The sequence below is a fragment of the Pseudomonas fjordensis genome (assembly GCF_976987115.1).
In genome coordinates, this window is the sequence record NZ_OZ336860.1 from 6,595,236 (window position 1) to 6,615,386 (window position 20,151).

General features: G+C 56.6%; 18 protein-coding genes and 1 pseudogene. 12 read left to right on the forward strand and 7 right to left on the reverse strand.

Going from position 1 to position 20,151, the window contains the following annotated elements:
- Positions 1-96: 96 nt before the first annotated feature.
- Positions 97-1,389, forward strand: a complete 1,293-nt coding sequence (locus tag ACWHXD_RS30350) for an NAD(P)/FAD-dependent oxidoreductase (RefSeq protein ID WP_138762003.1) — start codon at positions 97-99, stop codon at positions 1,387-1,389.
- Here the strand turns inward: ACWHXD_RS30350 and ACWHXD_RS30355 are convergent, their stop codons facing one another.
- Positions 1,390-1,614 (reverse strand): DUF1127 domain-containing protein, encoded by a 225-nt coding sequence (locus ACWHXD_RS30355; protein WP_032894543.1) that lies wholly within the window; start codon positions 1,612-1,614, stop codon positions 1,390-1,392.
- 166 nt (positions 1,615-1,780) lie between these two features.
- Here ACWHXD_RS30355 and ACWHXD_RS30360 point away from each other — a divergent pair, with 166 nt between their 5' ends.
- Positions 1,781-3,205 carry an aminotransferase-like domain-containing protein gene (locus ACWHXD_RS30360; RefSeq protein WP_138762002.1) on the forward strand — a complete coding sequence of 475 codons (1,425 nt, stop codon included), beginning with the start codon at positions 1,781-1,783 and terminating at the stop codon, positions 3,203-3,205.
- 61 nt (positions 3,206-3,266) lie between these two features.
- Positions 3,267-4,835, forward strand: a complete 1,569-nt coding sequence (locus ACWHXD_RS30365) for a phospholipase D family protein (RefSeq protein WP_138762001.1) — start codon at positions 3,267-3,269, stop codon at positions 4,833-4,835.
- A gap of 125 nt (positions 4,836-4,960) precedes the next feature.
- On the opposite strand, the gene ACWHXD_RS30370 is transcribed toward ACWHXD_RS30365, so the two are convergent.
- Complete coding sequence (locus tag ACWHXD_RS30370) at positions 4,961-6,103, reverse strand: MFS transporter (RefSeq protein ID WP_138762000.1); 1,143 nt, start codon at positions 6,101-6,103, stop codon at positions 4,961-4,963.
- A 159-nt stretch (positions 6,104-6,262) separates the two neighbouring features.
- Positions 6,263-7,756 (reverse strand): aldehyde dehydrogenase, encoded by a 1,494-nt coding sequence (locus ACWHXD_RS30375; protein ID WP_003195472.1) that lies wholly within the window; start codon positions 7,754-7,756, stop codon positions 6,263-6,265.
- Positions 7,757-7,986: 230 nt separating this feature from the next.
- Between ACWHXD_RS30375 and ACWHXD_RS30380 the strand changes: the two genes are divergently transcribed.
- Positions 7,987-8,349, forward strand: a complete 363-nt coding sequence (locus tag ACWHXD_RS30380; protein WP_014720478.1) for a cupin domain-containing protein — start codon at positions 7,987-7,989, stop codon at positions 8,347-8,349.
- A 149-nt stretch (positions 8,350-8,498) separates the two neighbouring features.
- Here ACWHXD_RS30380 and rpmG read toward each other — a convergent pair whose 3' ends face one another.
- Positions 8,499-8,654, reverse strand: a complete 156-nt coding sequence (rpmG, locus tag ACWHXD_RS30385; RefSeq protein ID WP_003176906.1) for a 50S ribosomal protein L33 — start codon at positions 8,652-8,654, stop codon at positions 8,499-8,501.
- An 11-nt stretch (positions 8,655-8,665) separates the two neighbouring features.
- On the reverse strand, positions 8,666-8,899 hold the full coding sequence (gene rpmB / locus ACWHXD_RS30390) for a 50S ribosomal protein L28 (RefSeq protein WP_003176907.1): 234 nt from the start codon (positions 8,897-8,899) through the stop codon (positions 8,666-8,668).
- Positions 8,900-9,356: 457 nt separating this feature from the next.
- On the opposite strand from rpmB, the gene ACWHXD_RS30395 reads away from it, so the two are divergent.
- Positions 9,357-10,949, forward strand: a complete 1,593-nt coding sequence (locus tag ACWHXD_RS30395) for an ABC transporter substrate-binding protein (protein ID WP_138761999.1) — start codon at positions 9,357-9,359, stop codon at positions 10,947-10,949.
- A 126-nt stretch (positions 10,950-11,075) separates the two neighbouring features.
- Here the strand turns inward: ACWHXD_RS30395 and ACWHXD_RS30400 are convergent.
- A pseudogene (locus ACWHXD_RS30400) lies at positions 11,076-11,237 on the reverse strand (JAB domain-containing protein); the annotation flags it as partial.
- A gap of 73 nt (positions 11,238-11,310) precedes the next feature.
- Between ACWHXD_RS30400 and ACWHXD_RS30405 the strand changes: the two are divergent.
- From ACWHXD_RS30405 to ACWHXD_RS30420, 4 genes are read left to right on the forward strand one after another with little or no spacing between them, the layout of a single operon-like run.
- A complete protein-coding gene (locus ACWHXD_RS30405; RefSeq protein WP_223817826.1) occupies positions 11,311-12,477 on the forward strand; it encodes a tyrosine-type recombinase/integrase in 1,167 nt (388 codons plus the stop codon).
- Positions 12,470-14,077: a site-specific integrase gene (locus ACWHXD_RS30410; protein WP_003253494.1), complete on the forward strand. Its 1,608-nt coding sequence runs from the start codon at positions 12,470-12,472 to the stop codon at positions 14,075-14,077. Before ACWHXD_RS30405 ends, ACWHXD_RS30410 begins: the two co-directional genes overlap by 8 nt.
- The gene (locus ACWHXD_RS30415) at positions 14,074-16,476 is read left to right on the forward strand and encodes a site-specific integrase (protein WP_003253492.1); all 2,403 of its coding nucleotides are present in this window, start codon (positions 14,074-14,076) and stop codon (positions 16,474-16,476) included. Before ACWHXD_RS30410 ends, ACWHXD_RS30415 begins: the two co-directional genes overlap by 4 nt.
- Positions 16,473-16,832: a hypothetical protein gene (locus ACWHXD_RS30420; RefSeq protein ID WP_003253491.1), complete on the forward strand. Its 360-nt coding sequence runs from the start codon at positions 16,473-16,475 to the stop codon at positions 16,830-16,832. Before ACWHXD_RS30415 ends, ACWHXD_RS30420 begins: the two co-directional genes overlap by 4 nt.
- A gap of 8 nt (positions 16,833-16,840) precedes the next feature.
- Here the strand turns inward: ACWHXD_RS30420 and ACWHXD_RS30425 are convergent, their stop codons facing one another.
- Positions 16,841-17,263 (reverse strand): hypothetical protein, encoded by a 423-nt coding sequence (locus ACWHXD_RS30425; RefSeq protein ID WP_003253488.1) that lies wholly within the window; start codon positions 17,261-17,263, stop codon positions 16,841-16,843.
- Positions 17,264-17,346: 83 nt separating this feature from the next.
- Here ACWHXD_RS30425 and ACWHXD_RS30430 point away from each other — a divergent pair, with 83 nt between their 5' ends.
- From ACWHXD_RS30430 to ACWHXD_RS30440, 3 genes are all read left to right on the forward strand, one after another.
- Positions 17,347-17,667, forward strand: coding sequence for a helix-turn-helix domain-containing protein (locus tag ACWHXD_RS30430; RefSeq protein WP_003253486.1), 321 nt, complete (start codon positions 17,347-17,349; stop codon positions 17,665-17,667).
- A gap of 149 nt (positions 17,668-17,816) precedes the next feature.
- Entirely contained in the window at positions 17,817-18,176 is a 360-nt protein-coding gene (locus tag ACWHXD_RS30435) for a histone-like nucleoid-structuring protein, MvaT/MvaU family (protein WP_003253484.1), read from the forward strand.
- 956 nt (positions 18,177-19,132) lie between these two features.
- The gene (locus tag ACWHXD_RS30440) at positions 19,133-20,053 is read left to right on the forward strand and encodes a hypothetical protein (RefSeq protein WP_003253479.1); all 921 of its coding nucleotides are present in this window, start codon (positions 19,133-19,135) and stop codon (positions 20,051-20,053) included.
- Positions 20,054-20,151 lie beyond the last annotated feature (98 nt).

Sequence of the window (20,151 nt, forward strand, 5' to 3'; positions counted from 1 at the left end):
GCGAATAGACGTGGATTCTGACGCAAAACGCCCCGCGCAGACAGCGTCGTGCGACCACTGTATCCTGCGTCAAATTTTCCAGACACGGAGGTTCCCATGACCGCCAGCGCCCGGCACACCGCTTCCTACTACGCCGCCAGCAGCGTGCCGCAACCGGATTACCCGACGTTGATGGGTGAGGTGAACGCCGATGTCTGCGTGATCGGCGGGGGTTTCTCCGGGCTCAACACCGCACTGGAATTGGCCGAGCGCGGCTCTCGCGTGGTGTTGCTGGAAGCGCGCAAGATCGGCTGGGGCGCCAGCGGGCGCAATGGCGGCCAGTTGATTCGCGGTGTCGGCCACGGGCTGGATCAGTTCACCCAGGTGATCGGCAGCGACGGTGTGCGCCAGATGAAGCTGATGGGCCTGGAAGCCGTGGAGATCGTGCGCGAGCGTGTCGAGCGCTTCCAGATCCCCTGTGACCTGACCTGGGGCTACTGCGACCTGGCCAACAAACCCCGCGACCTGAAAGGCTTGGCCGAAGATGCCGAAGAGCTTCGCAGCCTGGGTTACCGCCACGAAGTGCGCCTGTTGCAAGCCAGCGAGATGGGCACGGTCATCGGCTCCGATCGCTATGTAGGCGGCATGATCGACATGGGTTCCGGCCACCTGCACCCGCTGAACCTGGCACTGGGTGAGGCTGCCGTCGCCCAGCAGTTGGGCGTGGCGCTGTACGAGCAATCCCAAGTGACCCGCATCGACTATGGCCCTGAGGTCAAGGTGCATACCGCCCAAGGCACAGTGCGCGCCAAGACCCTGGTACTGGCCTGCAACGCTTACCTGAACGGTCTCAACCCGCAACTGAGCGGCAAGGTGCTGCCCGCCGGCAGCTACATCATTGCCACCGAGCCCTTGAGCCAAGCGCAGGCCACCAGCCTGTTGCCGCAGAACATGGCGGTGTGTGACCAGCGCGTGACGGTGGATTACTTCCGCCTGTCCGCCGACCGTCGCCTGTTGTTCGGCGGCGCCTGCCACTACTCCGGTCGAGACCCCAAGGATATCGGCGCCTACATGCGGCCGAAGATGCTGCAGGTATTCCCCCAATTGGCTGACGTGAAAATCGACTTCCAATGGGGCGGCATGATCGGCATCGGCGCCAACCGCCTGCCGCAGATTGGCCGCCTGCCCGATCAACCCAACGTGTATTACGCCCAGGCCTATGCCGGCCATGGCCTCAACGCCACGCACCTGGCGGGCAAGCTGCTGGCCGAGGCCATCAGCGGCCAGCAACAGGGGCGCTTCGATCTGTTCGCCCAAGTGCCACACATCACTTTCCCCGGTGGTAAACACCTGCGTTCGCCGCTGCTGGCCCTGGGAATGCTCTGGCACCGCCTCAAAGAACTGCTCTGATCAATCGCGCCAGAAGGGTTTCAAGCCCTCACGGCGCGCCTGCTCGGCGGTCAGCCCAATGTCGCGTAACTGCTCGCGGCTCAGGTCCAGCAGGGCCTTGCGCGTATGACGACGGCGCCAGAACAGACTCCAGCGGCCAGGCGCCGGGGCAGTGATCACCTGCTCCTGCCCCGCTTCCAGTTCCTGACTGCGTAACGCCAGCCGTACATCGCTCATGCCGCTCATTTGACTGCCCCTCATTGGCCTGTTGCCTTGAGTGACCAGCATGCGCGGGCGGCCAGAACCATGACAGATTCAGCCAACTTTTATTAAACCCATACAGATACTCCCTCTGCGTGGCTGAATCCTGTATTTTGCCCCTATCTGTACTGGTCCCTCGGGAGTGAGCACCATGACCCTTTACGTCAACCTCGCCGAATTGCTCGGCACCCGCATCGAACAGGGCTTCTATCGGCCGGGCGATCGGCTGCCTTCAGTGCGAGCCTTGAGTGTGGAACATGGGGTGAGCCTGAGCACCGTGCAGCAAGCGTATCGGTTGCTGGAAGACAACGGCCTGGCGACGCCCAAGCCCAAGTCGGGCTATTTTGTGCCGGTGGGCCGTGAACTGCCGGCGCTGCCCGAGATAGGCCGCCCGGCCCAACGGCCAGTGGAAATCTCCCAGTGGGACCTGGTGCTGGAACTGATTCGCGCAGTGCCGCGCAAAGACGTCATACAGATGGGCCGCGGCATGCCAGATGTACTGTCACCCACCTTGAAGCCGCTGCTGCGTAGCCTCGCCCGTGTCAGCCGCCGCCAAGACCTGCCGGGGCTGTATTACGACAACATCCTCGGCTGTATGGAACTGCGTGAGCAAATCGCCCGGCTGTCATTGGATTCCGGCTGCCAACTGAGCGCCGAAGACATCGTGATCACCACCGGTTGCCACGAAGCCCTCTCCGCCAGCATTCACGCGATTTGTGAGCCCGGCGATATCGTCGCGGTGGATTCCCCCAGCTTCCACGGCGCCATGCAGACCCTCAAGGGCCTGGGTATGAAAGCCCTGGAAATCCCCACCGACCCGCTCACCGGCATCAGCCTGGAGGCCCTGGAGCTGGCGCTGGAACAGTGGCCGATCAAAGTCATCCAGCTCACCCCAAACTGCAACAACCCCTTGGGATACATCATGCCTGAAGCGCGCAAACGCGCCTTGCTGACCCTGGCCCAGCGCTTTGACGTGGCGATTATCGAAGACGATGTGTATGGCGAACTGGCCTACAGCTACCCGCGCCCGCGCACCATTAAATCCTTCGATGAAGACGGCCGTGTGCTGCTGTGCAGCTCCTTCTCCAAAACCCTGGCGCCCGGCCTGCGCATTGGTTGGGTCGCACCGGGACGCTACCTGGAACGGGTGCTGCACATGAAATACATCAGCACCGGTTCTACGGCCACGCAGCCGCAGATTGCGATTGCCGAATTCCTCAAAGGCGGGCATTTCGAGCCGCATTTACGCAGGATGCGCGCCCAATACCAGCGTAATCGCGACTTGATGCTTGATTGGGTCAGCCGTTATTTCCCCGCTGGCACGCGCGCCAGCCGGCCCCAGGGCAGCTTCATGCTGTGGATCGAACTGCCTGAAGGGTTCGACACCTTGAAGCTCAACCGCGTGCTGTTGGAACAAGGCGTACAGGTGGCGGTGGGCAGTATCTTCTCCGCCTCCGGCAAGTACCGTAACTGCTTGCGCATGAATTACGCTGCCAAGCCAACGCCGCAGATTGAAGAGGCCGTGCGCAAGGTGGGGGCAGCCGCTGGCAAGATGCTGGAAGAGACGGCGGACTGACCTTTCCCACGCAATTGCCGTCATATGCCACAACCGCCCTGACCTGGAAGCAGTTTCCTTGATGATTCGACGGCTTTTACCGTTTTGCCTGCTGGGCATCCTGGCCCTGGGCGGCTGCGCCACGGTCGACACCCCGCGCATCCCCAGCGATGCCCTGCCCGCGCAGGACTCCTCGTTCGGTCGCTCGATCCAGGCCCAGGCCGCCCCCCACCAAGGGCGCTCGGGCTTTCGCTTGCTGCCCAACAGCAGTGAGGCCTTCATGGCCCGCGCCGAGTTGATCCGCAACGCCCAGACCAGCCTCGACTTGCAGTACTACATCGTGCACGACGGCATCAGCACACGCATGCTCGTGGACGAACTGCTCAAAGCCGCCGACCGCGGGGTGCGCGTGCGCATTCTGTTGGACGACACCACCAGCGATGGCCTCGACCAGATCATCGCCACCCTTGCCGCCCACCCCAAGGTGCAGATACGCCTGTTCAACCCGCTGCACCTAGGGCGCAGCACCGGCGTTACACGCGCCATGGGCCGGGTATTCAACCTGTCACTGCAACACCGGCGCATGCATAACAAACTGTGGCTGGCCGATAACAGCGTGGCCATCGTGGGCGGGCGCAACCTCGGCGACGAGTATTTCGACGCCGAACCGAATCTGAATTTCACCGACATCGACATGCTCAGCGTGGGGCCGGTGGCCGAGCAATTGGGTCACAGCTTCGACCAATACTGGAACAGCGCCCTGAGCAAGCCGATCGATGACTTTGTCTCGAACAAACCCTCCAAGGTCGACCTCGCCGTCGCCCGTGGGCGCCTTGAGGCCTCACTGGCCCAGTCCCGTCAGCAGAACCACGCGCTGTATAACCGCCTGCGCACGTACCAGACCCAACCCCGCATGGACATCTGGCGCCGCGAGTTGATCTGGGCCTGGAACCAGGCGCTGTGGGACGCACCGAGCAAGGTACTGGCCAAGGCCGACCCCGACCCGCGACTGCTGCTGACCACTCAGCTGGCGCCAGAGCTCGCGGGGGTCAGCCATGAGCTGATCATGATTTCGGCTTACTTCGTGCCGGGCCAACCTGGGCTGGTCTACCTCACAGGGCGCGCCGATGCGGGTGTTTCGGTGCGCCTGCTGACCAACGCCCTCGAAGCCACCGACGTGCCGGCCGTGCATGGTGGTTACGCACCGTATCGCAAGGCGTTGCTGGAGCACGGAGTGAAGCTCTATGAACTGCGCAGGCAACCCGGCGACCCCAGCGCAAGCAGCGGCCCGCGCCTGTTTCGGCATGGCAGCTGGCGCGGCTCGGACTCCAGCCTGCACAGCAAGGCGATGATTTTTGATCGAGAAAAGTCGTTTATCGGCTCATTCAATTTCGACCCGCGCTCAGTGTTGTGGAACACCGAAGTCGGCGTACTGGTGGACAGCCCCGAGCTGGCCGAACACGTACGCAACTTGGCTCTGGAAGGTATGGCGCCAGCGTTGAGCTATGAGGCCAAACTGCAGGACGGCCAGTTGGTGTGGGTGACAGAAGACAACGGCCAGATGCACACCCTGACCCGCGAACCGGGCAGTTGGTGGCGGCGGTTCAATGCCTGGTTCGCCACCAGTGTTGGCCTGGAACGCATGCTCTAAAAAACCCTGTAGGAGCGAGCTTGCTCGCGAAAAACGTCAACGATAACGCAGCGCATCTGGTTTAACGCGGCGTCCTCCGGTTTTTCGCGAGCAAGCTCGCTCCTACAATAGATTACATTTTGAGGTCAGGCGGGCTGTGTGACACCGAATGCCCCTTGGCGCAGCAATAGCACCACCAACCCTAACGCCCCCGCCGCCATCAGCAGCGGCAGCGCATGCCCATTGATCCACTGGCTGCCCGCTCCCGCCACCAGCGGCCCGATCAGGCAGCCAATGCCCCACAGCTGCGCCACATGAGCGTTGGCACGCACCAACGCATCGTCGCGGTAGCGCTCGCCAATCAAAATCAGCGACAAGGTGAACAATCCGCCGGCACTCGCGCCGAACAGCACCCACACCGGCCAGATCAGCACGGTGTGCATCAATAACGGCACCGCCAGGCTCGACGCCAGCAACAGCAGCGCACAGGCCAGGAACAGGGTCCGTCGCGGCAGGTAGTCGGCCAGTGCGCCAATGGGCAATTGCAGCAACGCATCACCCACCACCACCGTGCTGACCATCGCCAAGGCGATCTCGGCGGTAAAGCCCTGTTGCAGGCAGTACACCGGCAACAGCGTCAGGATCATCGCTTCGAAGGCAGCAAACAACGCCACGGCCCAGGCAATCGCTGGCAGGCCCAGGCAAAAGCGCCACAGGTCGCCAAACGTCACGCTGAACGAGTCCGCCGTCGGCGCCCCGGTGCGTCCCAGCAACAGCAGCGGCGCCACCACCAAAAGGCCCGCGCCAACCCAGAAGCCGTAGTCATGGTCGGTGCCAATCAGGCCCAGCAGCAACGGCCCCGAGAGCTGGCTCAAGGCGTAGCTGCAGCCATACAGCGCCACCAGCCGGCCACGCCACTGTTCGACCACCAACTGGTTGATCCAGCTTTCGCCAAGGATGAAGACGATGGTCAGGATCACCCCGATCATCAGCCTGAGCACCAGCCACACCGGGTAGCTGGGCAGGATCGCCAGCAAGCCGATGGACACCGCACCGGCCCACAGGCACAGGCGCATCAGGTTGGCAGTGCCGAGCCAGGACGCCATACGGCTGGATACCTTGGCCCCCAGCAGCACGCCGAACGCCGGCATCGCCGCCATCACGCCAATGGCGAAACTGCCATAACCCCAGCCTTCAAGACGCAGGGATACCAACGGCATGCTGACACCCAGGGCCAGGCCAACGCTGAGTACCGAGGCCAGCACGGCGAAATAAGTCGCCCAACGCATTGCCACGCTCCTGTGGATAATTCTGGTTTGCAAAACGAACTGTAGGAGCGAGCTTGCTCGCGAAAAACGTTAACGATGACGCGTTCATGCTGGATAAACGCGGCGCCTTCAGGTTCTTCGCGAGCAAGCTCGCTCCTACAGGGGGATCAGCGGTGTTGCTTAGAGCTTGATCCAGGTCGCTTTCAGTTCGGTGTACTTGTCGAACGCATGCAGCGACTTGTCGCGGCCATTACCCGACTGCTTGAAACCACCGAACGGTGCGGTCATGTCACCACCATCGTACTGGTTAACCCACACGCTACCGGCACGCAGAGCCTTGGCCGTCAGGTGCGCCTTGGAGATATCCGCCGTCCACACCGCTGCGGCCAGGCCGTATTGGGTGTCGTTGGCAATGGCGATGGCTTCTTCGGCGCTGTCGAAAGTAATCACCGACAGGACTGGGCCAAAGATCTCTTCCTGGGCGATCTTCATGGCATTGGTCACGCCGTCGAAAATCGTCGGCTCGACGTAGGTGCCGCCGGACTCTTCCAGGGTGCGCTTGCCACCTGCGACCAGCTTGGCGCCATCGGCGTGGCCGGCTTCAATGTACGACAGCACGGTGTTCATTTGCTGCGTATCCACCAAGGCCCCCACAGTGGTGGCTGGGTCCAGCGGGTTGCCGGGCTTCCAGCCCTTGAGGGCCTCGATCACCAGCGGCAGGAAGGTGTCCTTGATCGAACGCTCGACCAGCAGACGCGAGCCGGCGGTGCAGACTTCGCCCTGGTTGAAGGCAATGGCGCTGGCGGCGGATTCGGCGGCCGCTTGCAGGTTCGGCGCATCGGCAAAGACGATGTTCGGGCTCTTGCCACCGGCTTCCAGCCAGACACGCTTCATGTTCGACTCGCCGGAGCGGATCAACAGTTGCTTGGCGATCTTGGTGGAGCCTGTGAACACCAGGGTGTCGACGTCCATATGCACCGCCAGGGCGTTACCCACGGTGTGGCCATAGCCAGGCAGCACGTTGAACACGCCTTTTGGAATACCGGCCTCTACGGCCAGCGCGGCAATGCGGATGGCAGTCAGCGGGGATTTTTCGGACGGCTTCAGGATGACAGAGTTACCGGTGGACAGCGCCGGGCCGAGTTTCCAGCAGGCCATCATCAGCGGGAAGTTCCACGGCACGATGGCGCCCACGACGCCGACGGGCTCGCGGGTCACCAGGCCCAATTGATCGTGAGGCGTGGCGGCGACTTCGTCGTAGATCTTGTCGATCGCCTCGCCGCTCCAGCTCAGGGCTTGCGCCGCGCCGGGGACGTCGATGTTCAGGGAATCGCTGATGGGCTTGCCCATATCCAGGGTTTCGAGCAGCGCCAGCTCTTCGGCGTTAGCCTTGAGCAGCGCGGCGAAACGGATCATGACGGACTTGCGCTTGGCCGGCGCCAGGCGCGACCACACGCCGGAATTGAAAGTGGCACGCGCATTTTCTACGGCGCGCTGGGCGTCGCTGGCATCACAGCTGGCGACAGTGGCCAGCAAGCGCCCATCCACCGGGCTGATGCATTCGAAGGTATCGCCGGAAACGGCGGCGGTGTACTCGCCATTGATATAGGCGCGGCCTTCGATCTTCAGAGCCTTGGCGCGTTGTTCCCAGTCGGCACGGGTCAGGGTGGTCATGCGAGTGTCCTCCTCTTATTGAATACAAGGGCCTGGGAGGTTTATCCCGGCGCCATCACGAATGCTTGCCCGACCAGCCTGCGGTTCGGCTCAAGGCAGCTGCCACCCTAAACCAGCGGCTGGGGATGTTTCAATATATTTGACATAACGGTGGCAAACGCCCTTGCGATGTTCATTTTAATAAACATAGACTTTGGGCTCTCCAACCGCAGGCCAGACGGGAAATGCACATGAGCATCCAGGACATCGTCGATTTCAGCCAAGCCAACACCGCCCCCGAACGTTACCGCCCTGCCGCCGAGAAAATCCTCAAGGGCGATCCCGAGCAGACACTCTACAACCACTACAACAGCCCATGCGGCCAGATGAACGCTGGCGTCTGGGAAGGTGAAGTGGGCCAGTGGAAGGTCAACTACACCGAGCATGAGTACTGCGAGATCGTGCAAGGCGTGTCGGTGTTGCGCGATGCCGAGGGGAATGCCAAGACCCTGCGGGCCGGCGACCGCTTTGTGATCCCTGCCGGTTTCAGCGGTACCTGGGAAGTGCTGGAAGCGTGCCGCAAGATCTATGTGGTGTTTGAAGAGAAAGCCTGATCATTGATTGATCGACAGCGGGACGCTGAGCGTCCGAGAGGGCATTCCCACGCAGAGCGTGGGAACGATCAGCAGAGCGTGGGAACGATCAGGCAAAAAAAAGCCCGCATCGTGAGATACGGGCTTTTTTTCACAAGGAAGAAAATCAATTACTTGATTTTGCCTTCTTTGTAGATCACGTGCTTGCGAACGCGCGGGTCGAACATTTTCTTTTCGAGCTTGTCCGGGGTAGTACGCTTGTTCTTGTCGGTAGTGTAGAAGTGACCAGTACCGGCGCTAGAGATCATTCGAATCAATTCACGCATGATAGAGCTCCTTAGATCTTGCCAGCGGCACGGATTTCGGCCAGCACGACAGTGATGCCACGCTTGTCGATAATACGCATGCCTTTAGCAGATACACGCAGGCGAACAAAACGTTTCTCTTCTTCAACCCAGAAGCGGTGATGCTGCAGGTTCGGCAGGAAACGACGACGGGTTTTGTTATTTGCGTGGGAAATGTTATTCCCAGTCACCGGACCCTTACCGGTAACTTGACAGACTCTCGACATGCCTCAGCCCTCTAAAACCACATGCCCAACCCGGCATGGGTTGGCCGCTTAATCTCTCAGTCATTTGGCGCCAGGCGCCGCGTTTCTTTAGGGTCTTACCGGCTACACCTACAGTGAAGGAACCGGGCCCCTAGAAAAGAGCGCTGCTTTATACCAGAAAGACCCCAGTGCAACAACAACCTGTGTATTTTTAGCAACGTAAATCTCGGCCGCAAGTGCCTGAACCGCTGCCAGGAGGGGCCGCTGTAACAGCCGACCGCTCGTCGCACAGAATGATTTACCACGCCTGCGGTCACAGGGAAGTGCACGGCGCAACACGCGCAGGCGCCATCAAAACAGCATTTGCGCCAAAAGCACAGGCAAAAATGGGCTAGTCATTTATCAATCAGACCTCTACGGTAGGCTTTTTCCAGACTGCACTCGCAGATGGGCCTTCGATCTGCACAGGAAACCGAATATGCGCCTCGCTGCCCTACCCCTATTGCTTGCCCCTCTCTTTATTGCGCCAGTGGCCGTTGCGGCCACCAATTTGAGCGTTTGCACCGAGGCCAGCCCCGAAGGGTTCGATGTGGTGCAGTACAATTCGCTGACCACCACCAACGCCTCGGCCGATGTGCTGATGAACCGTTTGGTGGAATTCGACGCGGCCAGTGGCAAGTTGGTACCCAGCCTTGCAGACAGCTGGGAAGTATCGCCCGATGGGCTGACGTACACCTTCAAGCTGCACCCCGATGTGAAATTCCATCGCACCAGCTATTTCAGCCCAAGCCGCACCTTGACCGCCGAAGACGTACGCTTCAGCTTCGAGCGCATGCTCGACCCGGCCAACCCGTGGCACAAGATCGCCCAGAGCGGCTTTCCTCACGCCCAATCCCTGCAATTGCCCACACTGGTCAAGAAAATCGACGCCCTTGACCCGCTGACGGTGCGCTTCACCCTCGACCACGCCGACTCCACCTTCCTGCCGGCGCTGAGCATGGGCTTTGCCTCGATCTACCCGGCCGAATATGCCGACAAATTGCTCAAGGCCGGCACACCCGAGAAGCTCAACAGCCAGCCCATCGGTACCGGCCCGTTTGTGTTCGTGCGTTTCCAGAAAGACGCCGTGGTGCGTTACAAGGCCAACCCGGACTACTTCGCCGGCAAACCGGCGGTGGATAACCTGATTTTCGCCATCACCCCGGACGCCAACGTGCGCCTGCAGAAGCTGCACCGCGATGAATGCCAGATCGCCCTGTCACCCAAGCCCCTGGATGTGAGCGAGGCCGAAAAAGACCCGGCGCTGAAGGTGGAAAAAACCGCCGCCTTCATGACCGCATTCGTCGCCATCAACAGCCAGCACCCGCCGCTGGACAAGCCCGAAGTACGCCAGGCAATCAACCTGGCCTTTGATAAGGGCAGCTACCTCAAGGCCGTGTTCGAAGGCACCGCCGAAGCGGCCAATGGTGTCTACCCGCCGAACACTTGGAGCTATGCCAAAGAGTTGCCAGGCTACCCGCAGGACCTCGCCAAAGCCAAGGCGCTGCTGGGCCGCGCCGGGCTCAAGGACGGCTTCAAAACCACGATATGGACCCGCCCTACCGGCAGCCTGCTCAACCCCAACCCGAACCTCGGCGCCCAACTGTTGCAGGCCGACCTGGCCAAGGTGGGCATCCAGGCCGAGATTCGCGTGATCGAATGGGGCGAGTTGATCCGCCGCGCCAAAGCCGGCGAGCACGACTTGCTGTTCATGGGCTGGGCCGGCGACAACGGCGACCCGGATAACTTCCTGACGCCGCAGTTCTCCTGCGCCGCTGTAAAGTCCGGCACCAACTTCGCCCGCTATTGCGACCCCACCCTGGATAAGTTGATCAGTGCCGGCAAAACCACCAGCGAGCAAGGTGTGCGCAGCAAGCTGTATCAACAGGCCCAGGCGCAGATCCAGCAACAAGCGCTGTGGTTACCGCTGGCGCATCCGACAGCGTTTGCCTTGACCCGCAAGAACATCGACGGGTACCAGGTAAGCCCGTTCGGCCGCCAGGACTACTCGAAGGTCAGCCTCAAGCCCTAAGCCCCCCACCTGTAGGAGCGAGCTTGCTCGCGAAAATCGCCAACGATGACGCGGCAAGCCTGACGCCCCGCGGGGTTCTCAGGTTTTTCGCGAGCAAGCTCGCTCCTACAGACAGAGGCGGGGTTATTACAGCCAACCGTATTCAGCCATCGACAACGGATCACCATCGCCCACGATGATGTGGTCCAGCACCCGCACATCCACCACATCCAGCGCCTTTTGCAGCAACTTGGTCAATTTTCGATCAGCCGCGCTGGGCTCCGCACTCCCCGACGGGTGGTTGTGACACTTATGGTATATGTTCGGAAACGTTGCAGATCTGGAGCTACCGATGCCAGACGTCCCTTTCTGCGAGATCCGAATGATTCGTACTGCCTCCAGCGGCCTCAGGCCATACCTGCTGGTGCAGGGGGTTCCAGTGATCCTAGCAAACCTCTGGGCGGAGGATTTGCTCCACAGATCGCGTCTCAATACCGTCGAAAATTACCTACGTGACATCGCTATCGCGTACGAGTGGGCTCTCAGCCGAGGTTCTCCACTGGAAGCGAAGCTTGAGCGCCTAGCGGTGTTCAGCTCAGCGGAACTGACATCGCTGGCCGAACGCCTCTGCTCCACCAAACGCGGTGCGGGTGCGAGCCAATCGACATGCACCCGACGACTCGAAGCTGTCAAATCATTCATAGATTTCTCCTTCGAGCACTACGTTGAGCTCAATCGACTAGGTCTACTTGAGCAAAGCCAAGCGGAAAAAAACAAAGCCAAGAATCTGCGAAATCTTCAAAAAAAAATCACCAAGATTGCATATCAATCAGAACCGCCGCTACCAGCAACGCCACTTGACTCCGGCGGACAAGCCTTATTCAAAGGGGTGCTCAGTCCTGATGACTTTAGGAACCCATTCCAAAGTAAACAGATACAGGCACGCAATTACTGTCTGTTCTTAGTAATGCTTGAAACACTTGCCAGGCGTGGCGAAGTGGTTCTCATAGAACTCGACGACGTTGACCTTGGTCCCTCACCTACAATACGCATCAAGCGCCCAAGCGATATCAACAGGGAGCGGAGACTGGACGGGGCTAGTCTCAAGACGCGCGGTCGGATAGTCCCCATAACCGCATCGGTAGCCGCGGTTCTGAACGAATACATTTCCGATCATCGCCCTAAACTGATCAAACCAAAAAGACCTTGTACAGCCCTATTCGTGAGTTCCCGTGACGGGAGACGGCTATCTGCGCGAACCGTAAACACCATTCTTCGTACCGTTGCAGCCAGCCTCGGCTTGCCAAACTTTTCAACACGAATTCATCCGCACGGCTTGAGGGCGACAGGGGCAAATATAGCTCGCAAAAAGTTTGAAAAAAGTGGCGCCAACAGCATTAATGTAAAAGATGCTCTGGCGTATCTGGGCGGATGGAGCCCCAGCAGCGAAAGTGTTCAGCGCTACTCTCGACAGGCCATATCTGATCGGCTCGGCGAAATAATCAGAAGCTCAGACAGCTCAAATTTTCGAGGCAATGAAGATGATTAAAATTTCGCCTGCCGAACTCGTAGCCGAGATTGAATGTCGCTTCGGCATCGAGGCCGATGCCTTTCCTTCCACAGTCAAATCCACCTTCGGTCAGGCTATAACAATTCACAACAATGATGCGTGGGTTGAGAGAATAACGGTAGAGATTGTCGGGTGTGCTCCGATGAATATTGCGTGGAGCAAGCCCCTACATTCTAACTTGTTAGTTGAGTGGCTACTCAGAGGGTGGTTCATCGACAGACTCCAAACCCACATCGACCTTAGGCCTCTGATTGTCGTCCAGCGGCTTCTGGCCCAGCATAAATTTTCGGGAAATGACGCGGATACTATTGGCAATAGGTTATCGACATTTGCTGTACGTGAATGCACTCGATTAAAAGCATCAAGCTGGTATGAGGAGCTAGTTGCTCTTCGAGTATTTTATCGATGGTGCTTGGATGAAGAAGTCCCAGGCTTCAACGAACATGACAGCCTTGAACTATCACAGCTTACAGTAAAGGCGCATGATAACAGGCATTTAGTCACGATGCGAGATGATGACTTTGGCCCTTTCACTCGCGTACAACTCGCGAACATTGAGATGAAGCTTGCCAACAATCCGCTCATCACTCATGCCCAACGCACGCTTTTTTTGCTCTGTCGCGACTGGGCTCTTCGCCCTATACAGTTGGCCCTAATGCAGGTTACTGACTTCGGGATCGATGAGGGCGGCCCCTTTGTAAAGGTGCCGAGTGTTAAAGGAATTAGACGTTCAAGGCTCAGGAGGCATCCGAGCAACCTGGTAAAACGTTACATCGCTAACGATACTGCAGAGGCAGTAGAACTTCAGTGCACTTTAGCTGAGACCCAATGCAATGCCGCATCGAAGGAAATCAACGCGATATGTGCCAGGCATGGAATAAGCACTCCAGTACTTCCTACGCCGTTGTTTCCCTCGGCGTACACAACCGAAAACCGCCTTTTACGCTTCCTCACCAACCCCAAGCTGACACCATTCACATTACATCTCGACAACCATAGAATAAGTTATGCGCTAACATCTCTCACTTGGATACTCCAGTTACCAGACCCTCATCGACCCATACAAAAAACAGAGCCCTTCATGCGGATCACCGCGTACCGACTGCGCAGGACCAAGGCTACTTCAATGGTTCTTTCCGGTGCATCCCCTGAAGAGGTCGCTGAAGCTTTAGATCATTCAAATCTGAACTCTATAAAGCACTACTTCCATTACAACCTTGAGCTGCAAGAGTTCATAAATACGACCCACATGGCAAGCCCGGAGATCAATGCAGCCGTGCAGATGTGGTGCGGCAAATTCATGGAAGAAATCCCTGACAGATCCGCGCTAAGGCCAATAAGTGGCTTAGGATCATGCAATTCTGAAGAGCCATGTCCTTACCACCCGACGGTCACTTGCTATGCATGCCCTAAATTCAGACCTAGCCGTCATGCTAATCATGAAGGGGCTTTAGCAGACATCACTAAATTCCAGCAGATGCTCGGGAGCAATTCCACTGGCGCTATGGCCCAACAGGTCGAAGCAGCAATTCACGGCGCTAAGTCAGTAATCATTGCTGTGAAGGAGTTGAAAGAATGAGCATATCAATGATGGTCTTAGACGACCGATACAAACATGCAGAGCAACAATTTAATGACCTCAAGGCCAACGGATTAGTAGCAGGAGATTTCGAGGGCAAGGTATGGCAGTATCGATCGAGTAATATTCCCTTCACATCACTCGATCCTCTCAACAGGCGAAATCAAGACCAACCCCCTCTCCCGCTAGTGATTGGCAAGCTTGCGCGCTGCTTTATAGTTAAAGAAATTCTGGCACATCCGTCAGCAGAGCTGATTATCGGCAGAATGGCCTCGATTAGGCATCTATCCGCAGTAATGGATAGCGAAAACATTGAGTGGAGCGACATAACGCGCAAAGTCTTCGACCGCACCGTAGACTCGATCAGGCATGGACGTTCAGACTCTACCATTTACCATAGAGCAAATGCCCTCAAGGCATTTGTTGATTTCCTCAACCAACTTAGCGTAATGGTCGATGGAGTACTGCTGCGATTCGTCGATAGGTTTATCAAATGGCAAACTGGGATACCCAACCCGACTCATAGTGCGCTTGAACTCACATCACGAGAGTTTCAGCAAAGAGAAGAAAATCTATACTCTTCTGACTTGCACAAAGGGATTGCACAAGCCAGGTGGTTGATCAAGCAGAACCCACATTTGGAGCCAACTGCGGGCTTCGATAGAATTCGACTTGAGGCGACCTGCTTTGGAATGGCGCTCGGTTTGAGAGTTGGTGAGATCGCGAATCTTCCAAAGAGTTGCCTTTTCCAAGATCCCAACACTCACACGACGTTCGTACGAGTGCCTGTAGAAAAAAACTGCATCCCCAACGCCGTACCCGTCGCAGACCTATGGAGCGCACCACTCACCGAAGCGTACGAGTACTTGCTGGCTGTCACTCAGGATGCTAGAGAGCGTGCTCTTGACATTGAAACCAATGGTTTCTCATTTATAGATAAAGCACTCGCAGCCTATCGCGCTAACCATCCGTTAGATCCCGGCGCGGTGGATCAACTCTCATCGTTGGATCTGCCCGTAGAACATCACTACTTTGTTGAGGAGATATGTAAGTGCTTCCCCGTATCTCCAAAAGAGCTCTACAGTGGTGGGCGATTTTACAGCAGCAGCGTTGAACTCCCTAGAATAACGGCCGCTCGAATCGCAATTTGGATAGATGAACGAATGCATAATTGGGATTGGTCTAATTTTCTCAATGAGTACAAAAAGAACTGTTATAGCGTATCCGTCATTGACATTGCAAAACACACAAAATCCTCCGAGGCGTCAGTAAAAAAGAGCAAATGGTTTGTAGATCACCTGCGCACCTTTCTCAAGGGAATGGTTCACGACGGGCTTTTCAAGCCTGGAAACAATCCTTCACATGCGCAACTCTTCGACATCCGGAATGAGTGGGCAAGCATCAGAGAACTTATGTTATCTCAAAGAGGATTCGGGGCGGGAGTACCATCCCTGGTCATAGATATCAGACTGCTCAAGCGCCTTTTAGAAGATAAATACAGATTTCACCTGCGACGCCATTTTGAAGAACAATTTTCAATGCCTGGTGATGGAAGTGAAGCACCTTATCATGCGAAGCACACTGCCAAAGGTTATCCTAGCAAGCTGAGTGACAACTTACTTGTAATCTGGGAAAACCAGTTTGACTCGATATCTGAGCTAGGGATCATCCCCCGCCCCCTATTTAGAGCCGATCTCTACAACTATCTCTCTTCGAACTCCTCAAAAAAAACAATCTTTCAGCGCCTTGACCTACGAGGGCAAGACGGTGAAATCTTTTCCATCACTCCTCATCAAATCCGTCGTTGGGTTACCACGGCAATTCTTCGTTCTGGTCCCTCTGAAACAGCTGTGGACCTATGGATGGGGCGAACCCCACGCCAAAGCCGTCAATATGACTACCGTACTGCCAAAGAGCGAGCAGAATATGTGAGATCTTTATACTTGGCCGTTGACCCTCCCCCAGACTTTTTGGGCAGGCTAGTAATCCGATGGCGGGAGGAGTCAATCGCTGACGAACAAATCGAAGAGATGATCATCGAGAAACTCAGCATTCTCAACCTAACGCCTTGGGGCGGGTGTACACGTGAGCTCTATATCAGTCCGTGCGACAGGGGCCTCATGTGTATCAGAGGCTTCGGTACAGATTCTGGATGTAAATCCTTTCACCTGAACCCTGATGATCTGGAAGCAAAGGCCGCTATCGAGAGCTTACTCAGCGAGTACGAGAAAATTTTGAGGGCAATTTTTGACAACCAAACTGACATCACGTCTAGTATTGAGGCTGAGCTCGATAATACTCACGCTTTCGATCAGCACGTTCTGTTTGTGATGGATATGGTTACGAGCTGCAAAACGGCCTTAGAAGCTTACTCAAAACCTAAGAAGGCTTCATCATGAAGCAGGAAAAAAAATGGAAGGACCACGTGCGGTCCATTCTCGCCGAATATGAGGCCGGACGGGTTCAGGAACCGCTCACCCAAAGTGGCCTTGCCCAGCAGGCGGGTGTTAGTCGTCAAACGCTCTGGAGAGATGAGGAAATACGATCTTTATATACGGCCACTCAGACCCATCTTAAAGACTTCAAAAAGGTCGGGCGTAAAAATAGTGATGCGAGAATTTATGCTCTCGAAGCACAGCTACAAAAAGCACGCATGGAGAACAATCGATTAATTCAGACAATCGTCAAAGCCGCTCAGCTAATGACCGAGGATGCAATTGACCCAAGACGATACTTCGAAGATACCACGAGCTGACTCACCAGCTATCCTCGTCTGTAAAGTTCCTTGAAGAAGCCATACTCACGGCACTCGGAGCTGTTAGGCTGGTAATACCGACGACCGCCTTGAACGGTGTAACACCTGTACAAACGATCCTCGCTTTCATGAATGACCTCCAGATGCTCCATCGCCCACCCGCTACTACCGTTCATCCACCCGGGAGTAACAATCTGAAGGGATAACTCAACGGCACCATTCAGGGTTAAACGCGTGAACTGCTCCAGCCCACGCATGTCCTCCAGAAAGAAGACCTCCACACACGTGTCCTCTCCCCGCTCCCTCGTCACCGTGATGTGAATCCATGGCGATGACAGCCGTTGCTCCACGAAATGCCAAGCCTGCTGATCCTCAGCCAGCCAGGCGAAGGAGCGATCCACCTCTGCCCATCGGTTGGTGATAAACATCATGACCCCCTCTCAAATGAACAGCATACATTGTAGTCATATACTGTTCACGGGTGCCTCATCTTTCCTTTTGCGGAAGATGCAAAGTGGAATTGAGACAGGCATTCGGTCGGGTTCTGAAGTGGATGCGAGTCCAGCAAAAGCTGACCCAAGAAGACTTCGCGACGGTGAGCAGTCGTACCTACATCAGCACGCTGGAAAGGGGACGATACGTCCCGACCATCGAGAAACTGGACACCATCGCACCAGTGCTGGGAGTTCATCCGATCACATTACTGGTTGGGAGCTATGCCCTCAAAGAGAACCGAGCAGTGGCAGAGTTACTCGCTCAAATCACTCAAGAAGCTGAACGCATGGACCTTGCAACGGCCTTCCCGGACTCAAGCAAAACCTCACACCAGAGCTGATCACCACCTGCTAATGCCGCGAAGCGATTGCCCAAGCGCCAATGGGGGGACTGGATTTTGCTCTATTGCAGGGCTGTTTAGGCCACAAGATACTTAGCACGCTTTCTGTCTAGCCTGATAAAATCTCAGGCCACTTCTTGGAGAATCTCATGTCCCGTCTCGCTGAATTTCGCCTTCTCGAACAACAGCTCGCCGCGCAGCTCGCCGAACTGGAAGCACTGAAGAATGATTCCGCCCTGAAGCAGGAAATGGAATTCGAAACGAAGCTCCGCAACCTGCTCAACGATTACGGCTACAGCCTGCGTCACGTGATCCAGATCATTGATCCGCAGCCCGTAGATTCCGGATCTATTGCACAAAAACCTGCACGGAAACCACGAGTAGTGAAAACCTACAAGAACCCGCATAGCGGAGAAGTCGTTGAGACGAAGGGGGGCAATCAGCGCACTCTGAAGGCCTGGAAGGCAGAGTACGGTGCCGAGGTGGTTGAGTCCTGGTTAGCCAACTGACTGTGCTGTAGTCGACCTGTGGCAGGAGCATAAACGTGAATCGTCGCCAAATGCGAATTCCCATTCTGGGGCGCGACGATTTTTTTGGTAGGTGGTAATGACACACCATTTATGCGCATTAAATAGAGGTCCACTTCAGAAACGGACGCTCCAAAATGCGCAATGCTCTCGTCACAATCTCAGTAAACACCCTCGCAAGCATCCTGGCTGGTCTCATGCTCCACTGGATCACCCCCCCTCCTACTGCCGAAGCCATTCGATCCGGGATCGCGACGCCTGTCTCACCGTCTAAGTCGGTTACCGAGCCTTGACATCTGCACCTCCGAATCATGTGGCCGGCTTACCCAGTGGATGCCTCAAAAAAGCAGAACTTGGGGACCAGTTCGCGCCCCGCCCGAAGCGCATGAAGTGATGTTCCGTTTTTAGACCAAGCGAGAGCACGCCAGGCTTACAAGTCAGTTGCATGATCAGCTGAACGAATTGCTGGAGCATTTCGTAAACCTCAACGAGGGGCTGTACTTCGGGGGCGGATGTCACGGTATTGCAGAATTTCACTATGCTCGATGCGGAGGATGAAGACTTCGTGCATTACAGCCTGCACGACTGGTTCAGTTTTGGAGACGCCATAGAAGACGACGATTTGCTGATTGAGCGGCCTTGATCGACGGTGCTGGGCCATAGCTGACGGCTGGTCTGCCTACCAACTGATCCGTTCCGTGGCAGGTGTTATTTTCTCTACAAGAATAGCCTCCACGCCTCGGGCGGGTCCCAGACCTGCACTGCGCACCAGGGGGTTAGTTGTTTCTGGGGCTCACAGACTCCTTACGGGGTAATCCCATGCTTCTGGCAAGGCCTGCCACCGGAGGGTGACCACCTAAGGGGCAGATAGGCCTTCCTGCTACCGAACTTCGCTGGGTACGATCAATAAACCCTCTATTGATACGGTTTTGGCAAAGATGGATGTGTACAAGCTCCGCATTGAAGACACTGAAAGCAAAACCATAGACAAGGATCGGTTCGAGTCTGAGACCTTCCGCAGGGAGCCGTGGTATCAGCCCGGAAGCGCGGGCAAGCTGGCTCAGTTCGCGGTGTGCCCGGCATGCGACAACCCTGTCCAGCTGGTAGGGCTGTATGAGTTACCCCCAAACGTAAAAAATCCCTTCGGAAAGCACGCGACGAAGAGCATTCGCGGTATCGCTCCATTTGATGGAGAGGCCCGTAACGATTGCCCATACTTCCAGCCCCGTCAGCACAAGAAGACCGACCGAAAAACCGGTTTTGACGGCGTACCGCGGAAGATTCTCAGGCTTTTGATAGAACAGTTTGACCGCGTGGTTTACATCCTGGAGAAGGAAACCCAGGTGGTGCTCTCGGAGAAAGCCTTGCGAGGCATGCTGCAGCGTTACAAAGGGGAGCGCGGCTACCTCTATACCGGTGCGACGCTACGCAACGTGCCATGGATCTTCGCCTATATGTCGGACGCCACTCGGCTCTTTGGCCAGAAGATAGGTGGGAATGCTGAGCTTGTGAAAGCGATAGAGTCTCAAGTGCCAGGGGCGGAAATCAGCACCAAAGGCCGGCTGGAGGCGAAGAGCCTTCCTGGGATGAAAGGCCCCTACTTCGATCTCAAGATGAGTTTCATCCGCCACCGGATCTCTAAGGATAACGAGGAATCCGGCCTGGTTGAGAGCATGGAGTTTGTAGTGTCCCAGCTTCGCAAAGGTGAGCTTGAGCACATTCACAAGCAGGTGCTCAAATTCGATCCGGCTTGGTTCGAGAGCCTCATCCGAATGCCTGTTGATCATCCCTATCGCAGGATGGACCGAGTGGATATGGCCCGTGAAGAGCTAGGCGATTTGCTGGTGTCGAACGGGTAGAGGTGAGCATCGTGTAAACCTATTTTTTTACCTGTTAACTACAGTGGTTAACAGGTAAAAAAACTGGTTTACAGGGACAGCGCTCGGCAGCTGTCCAG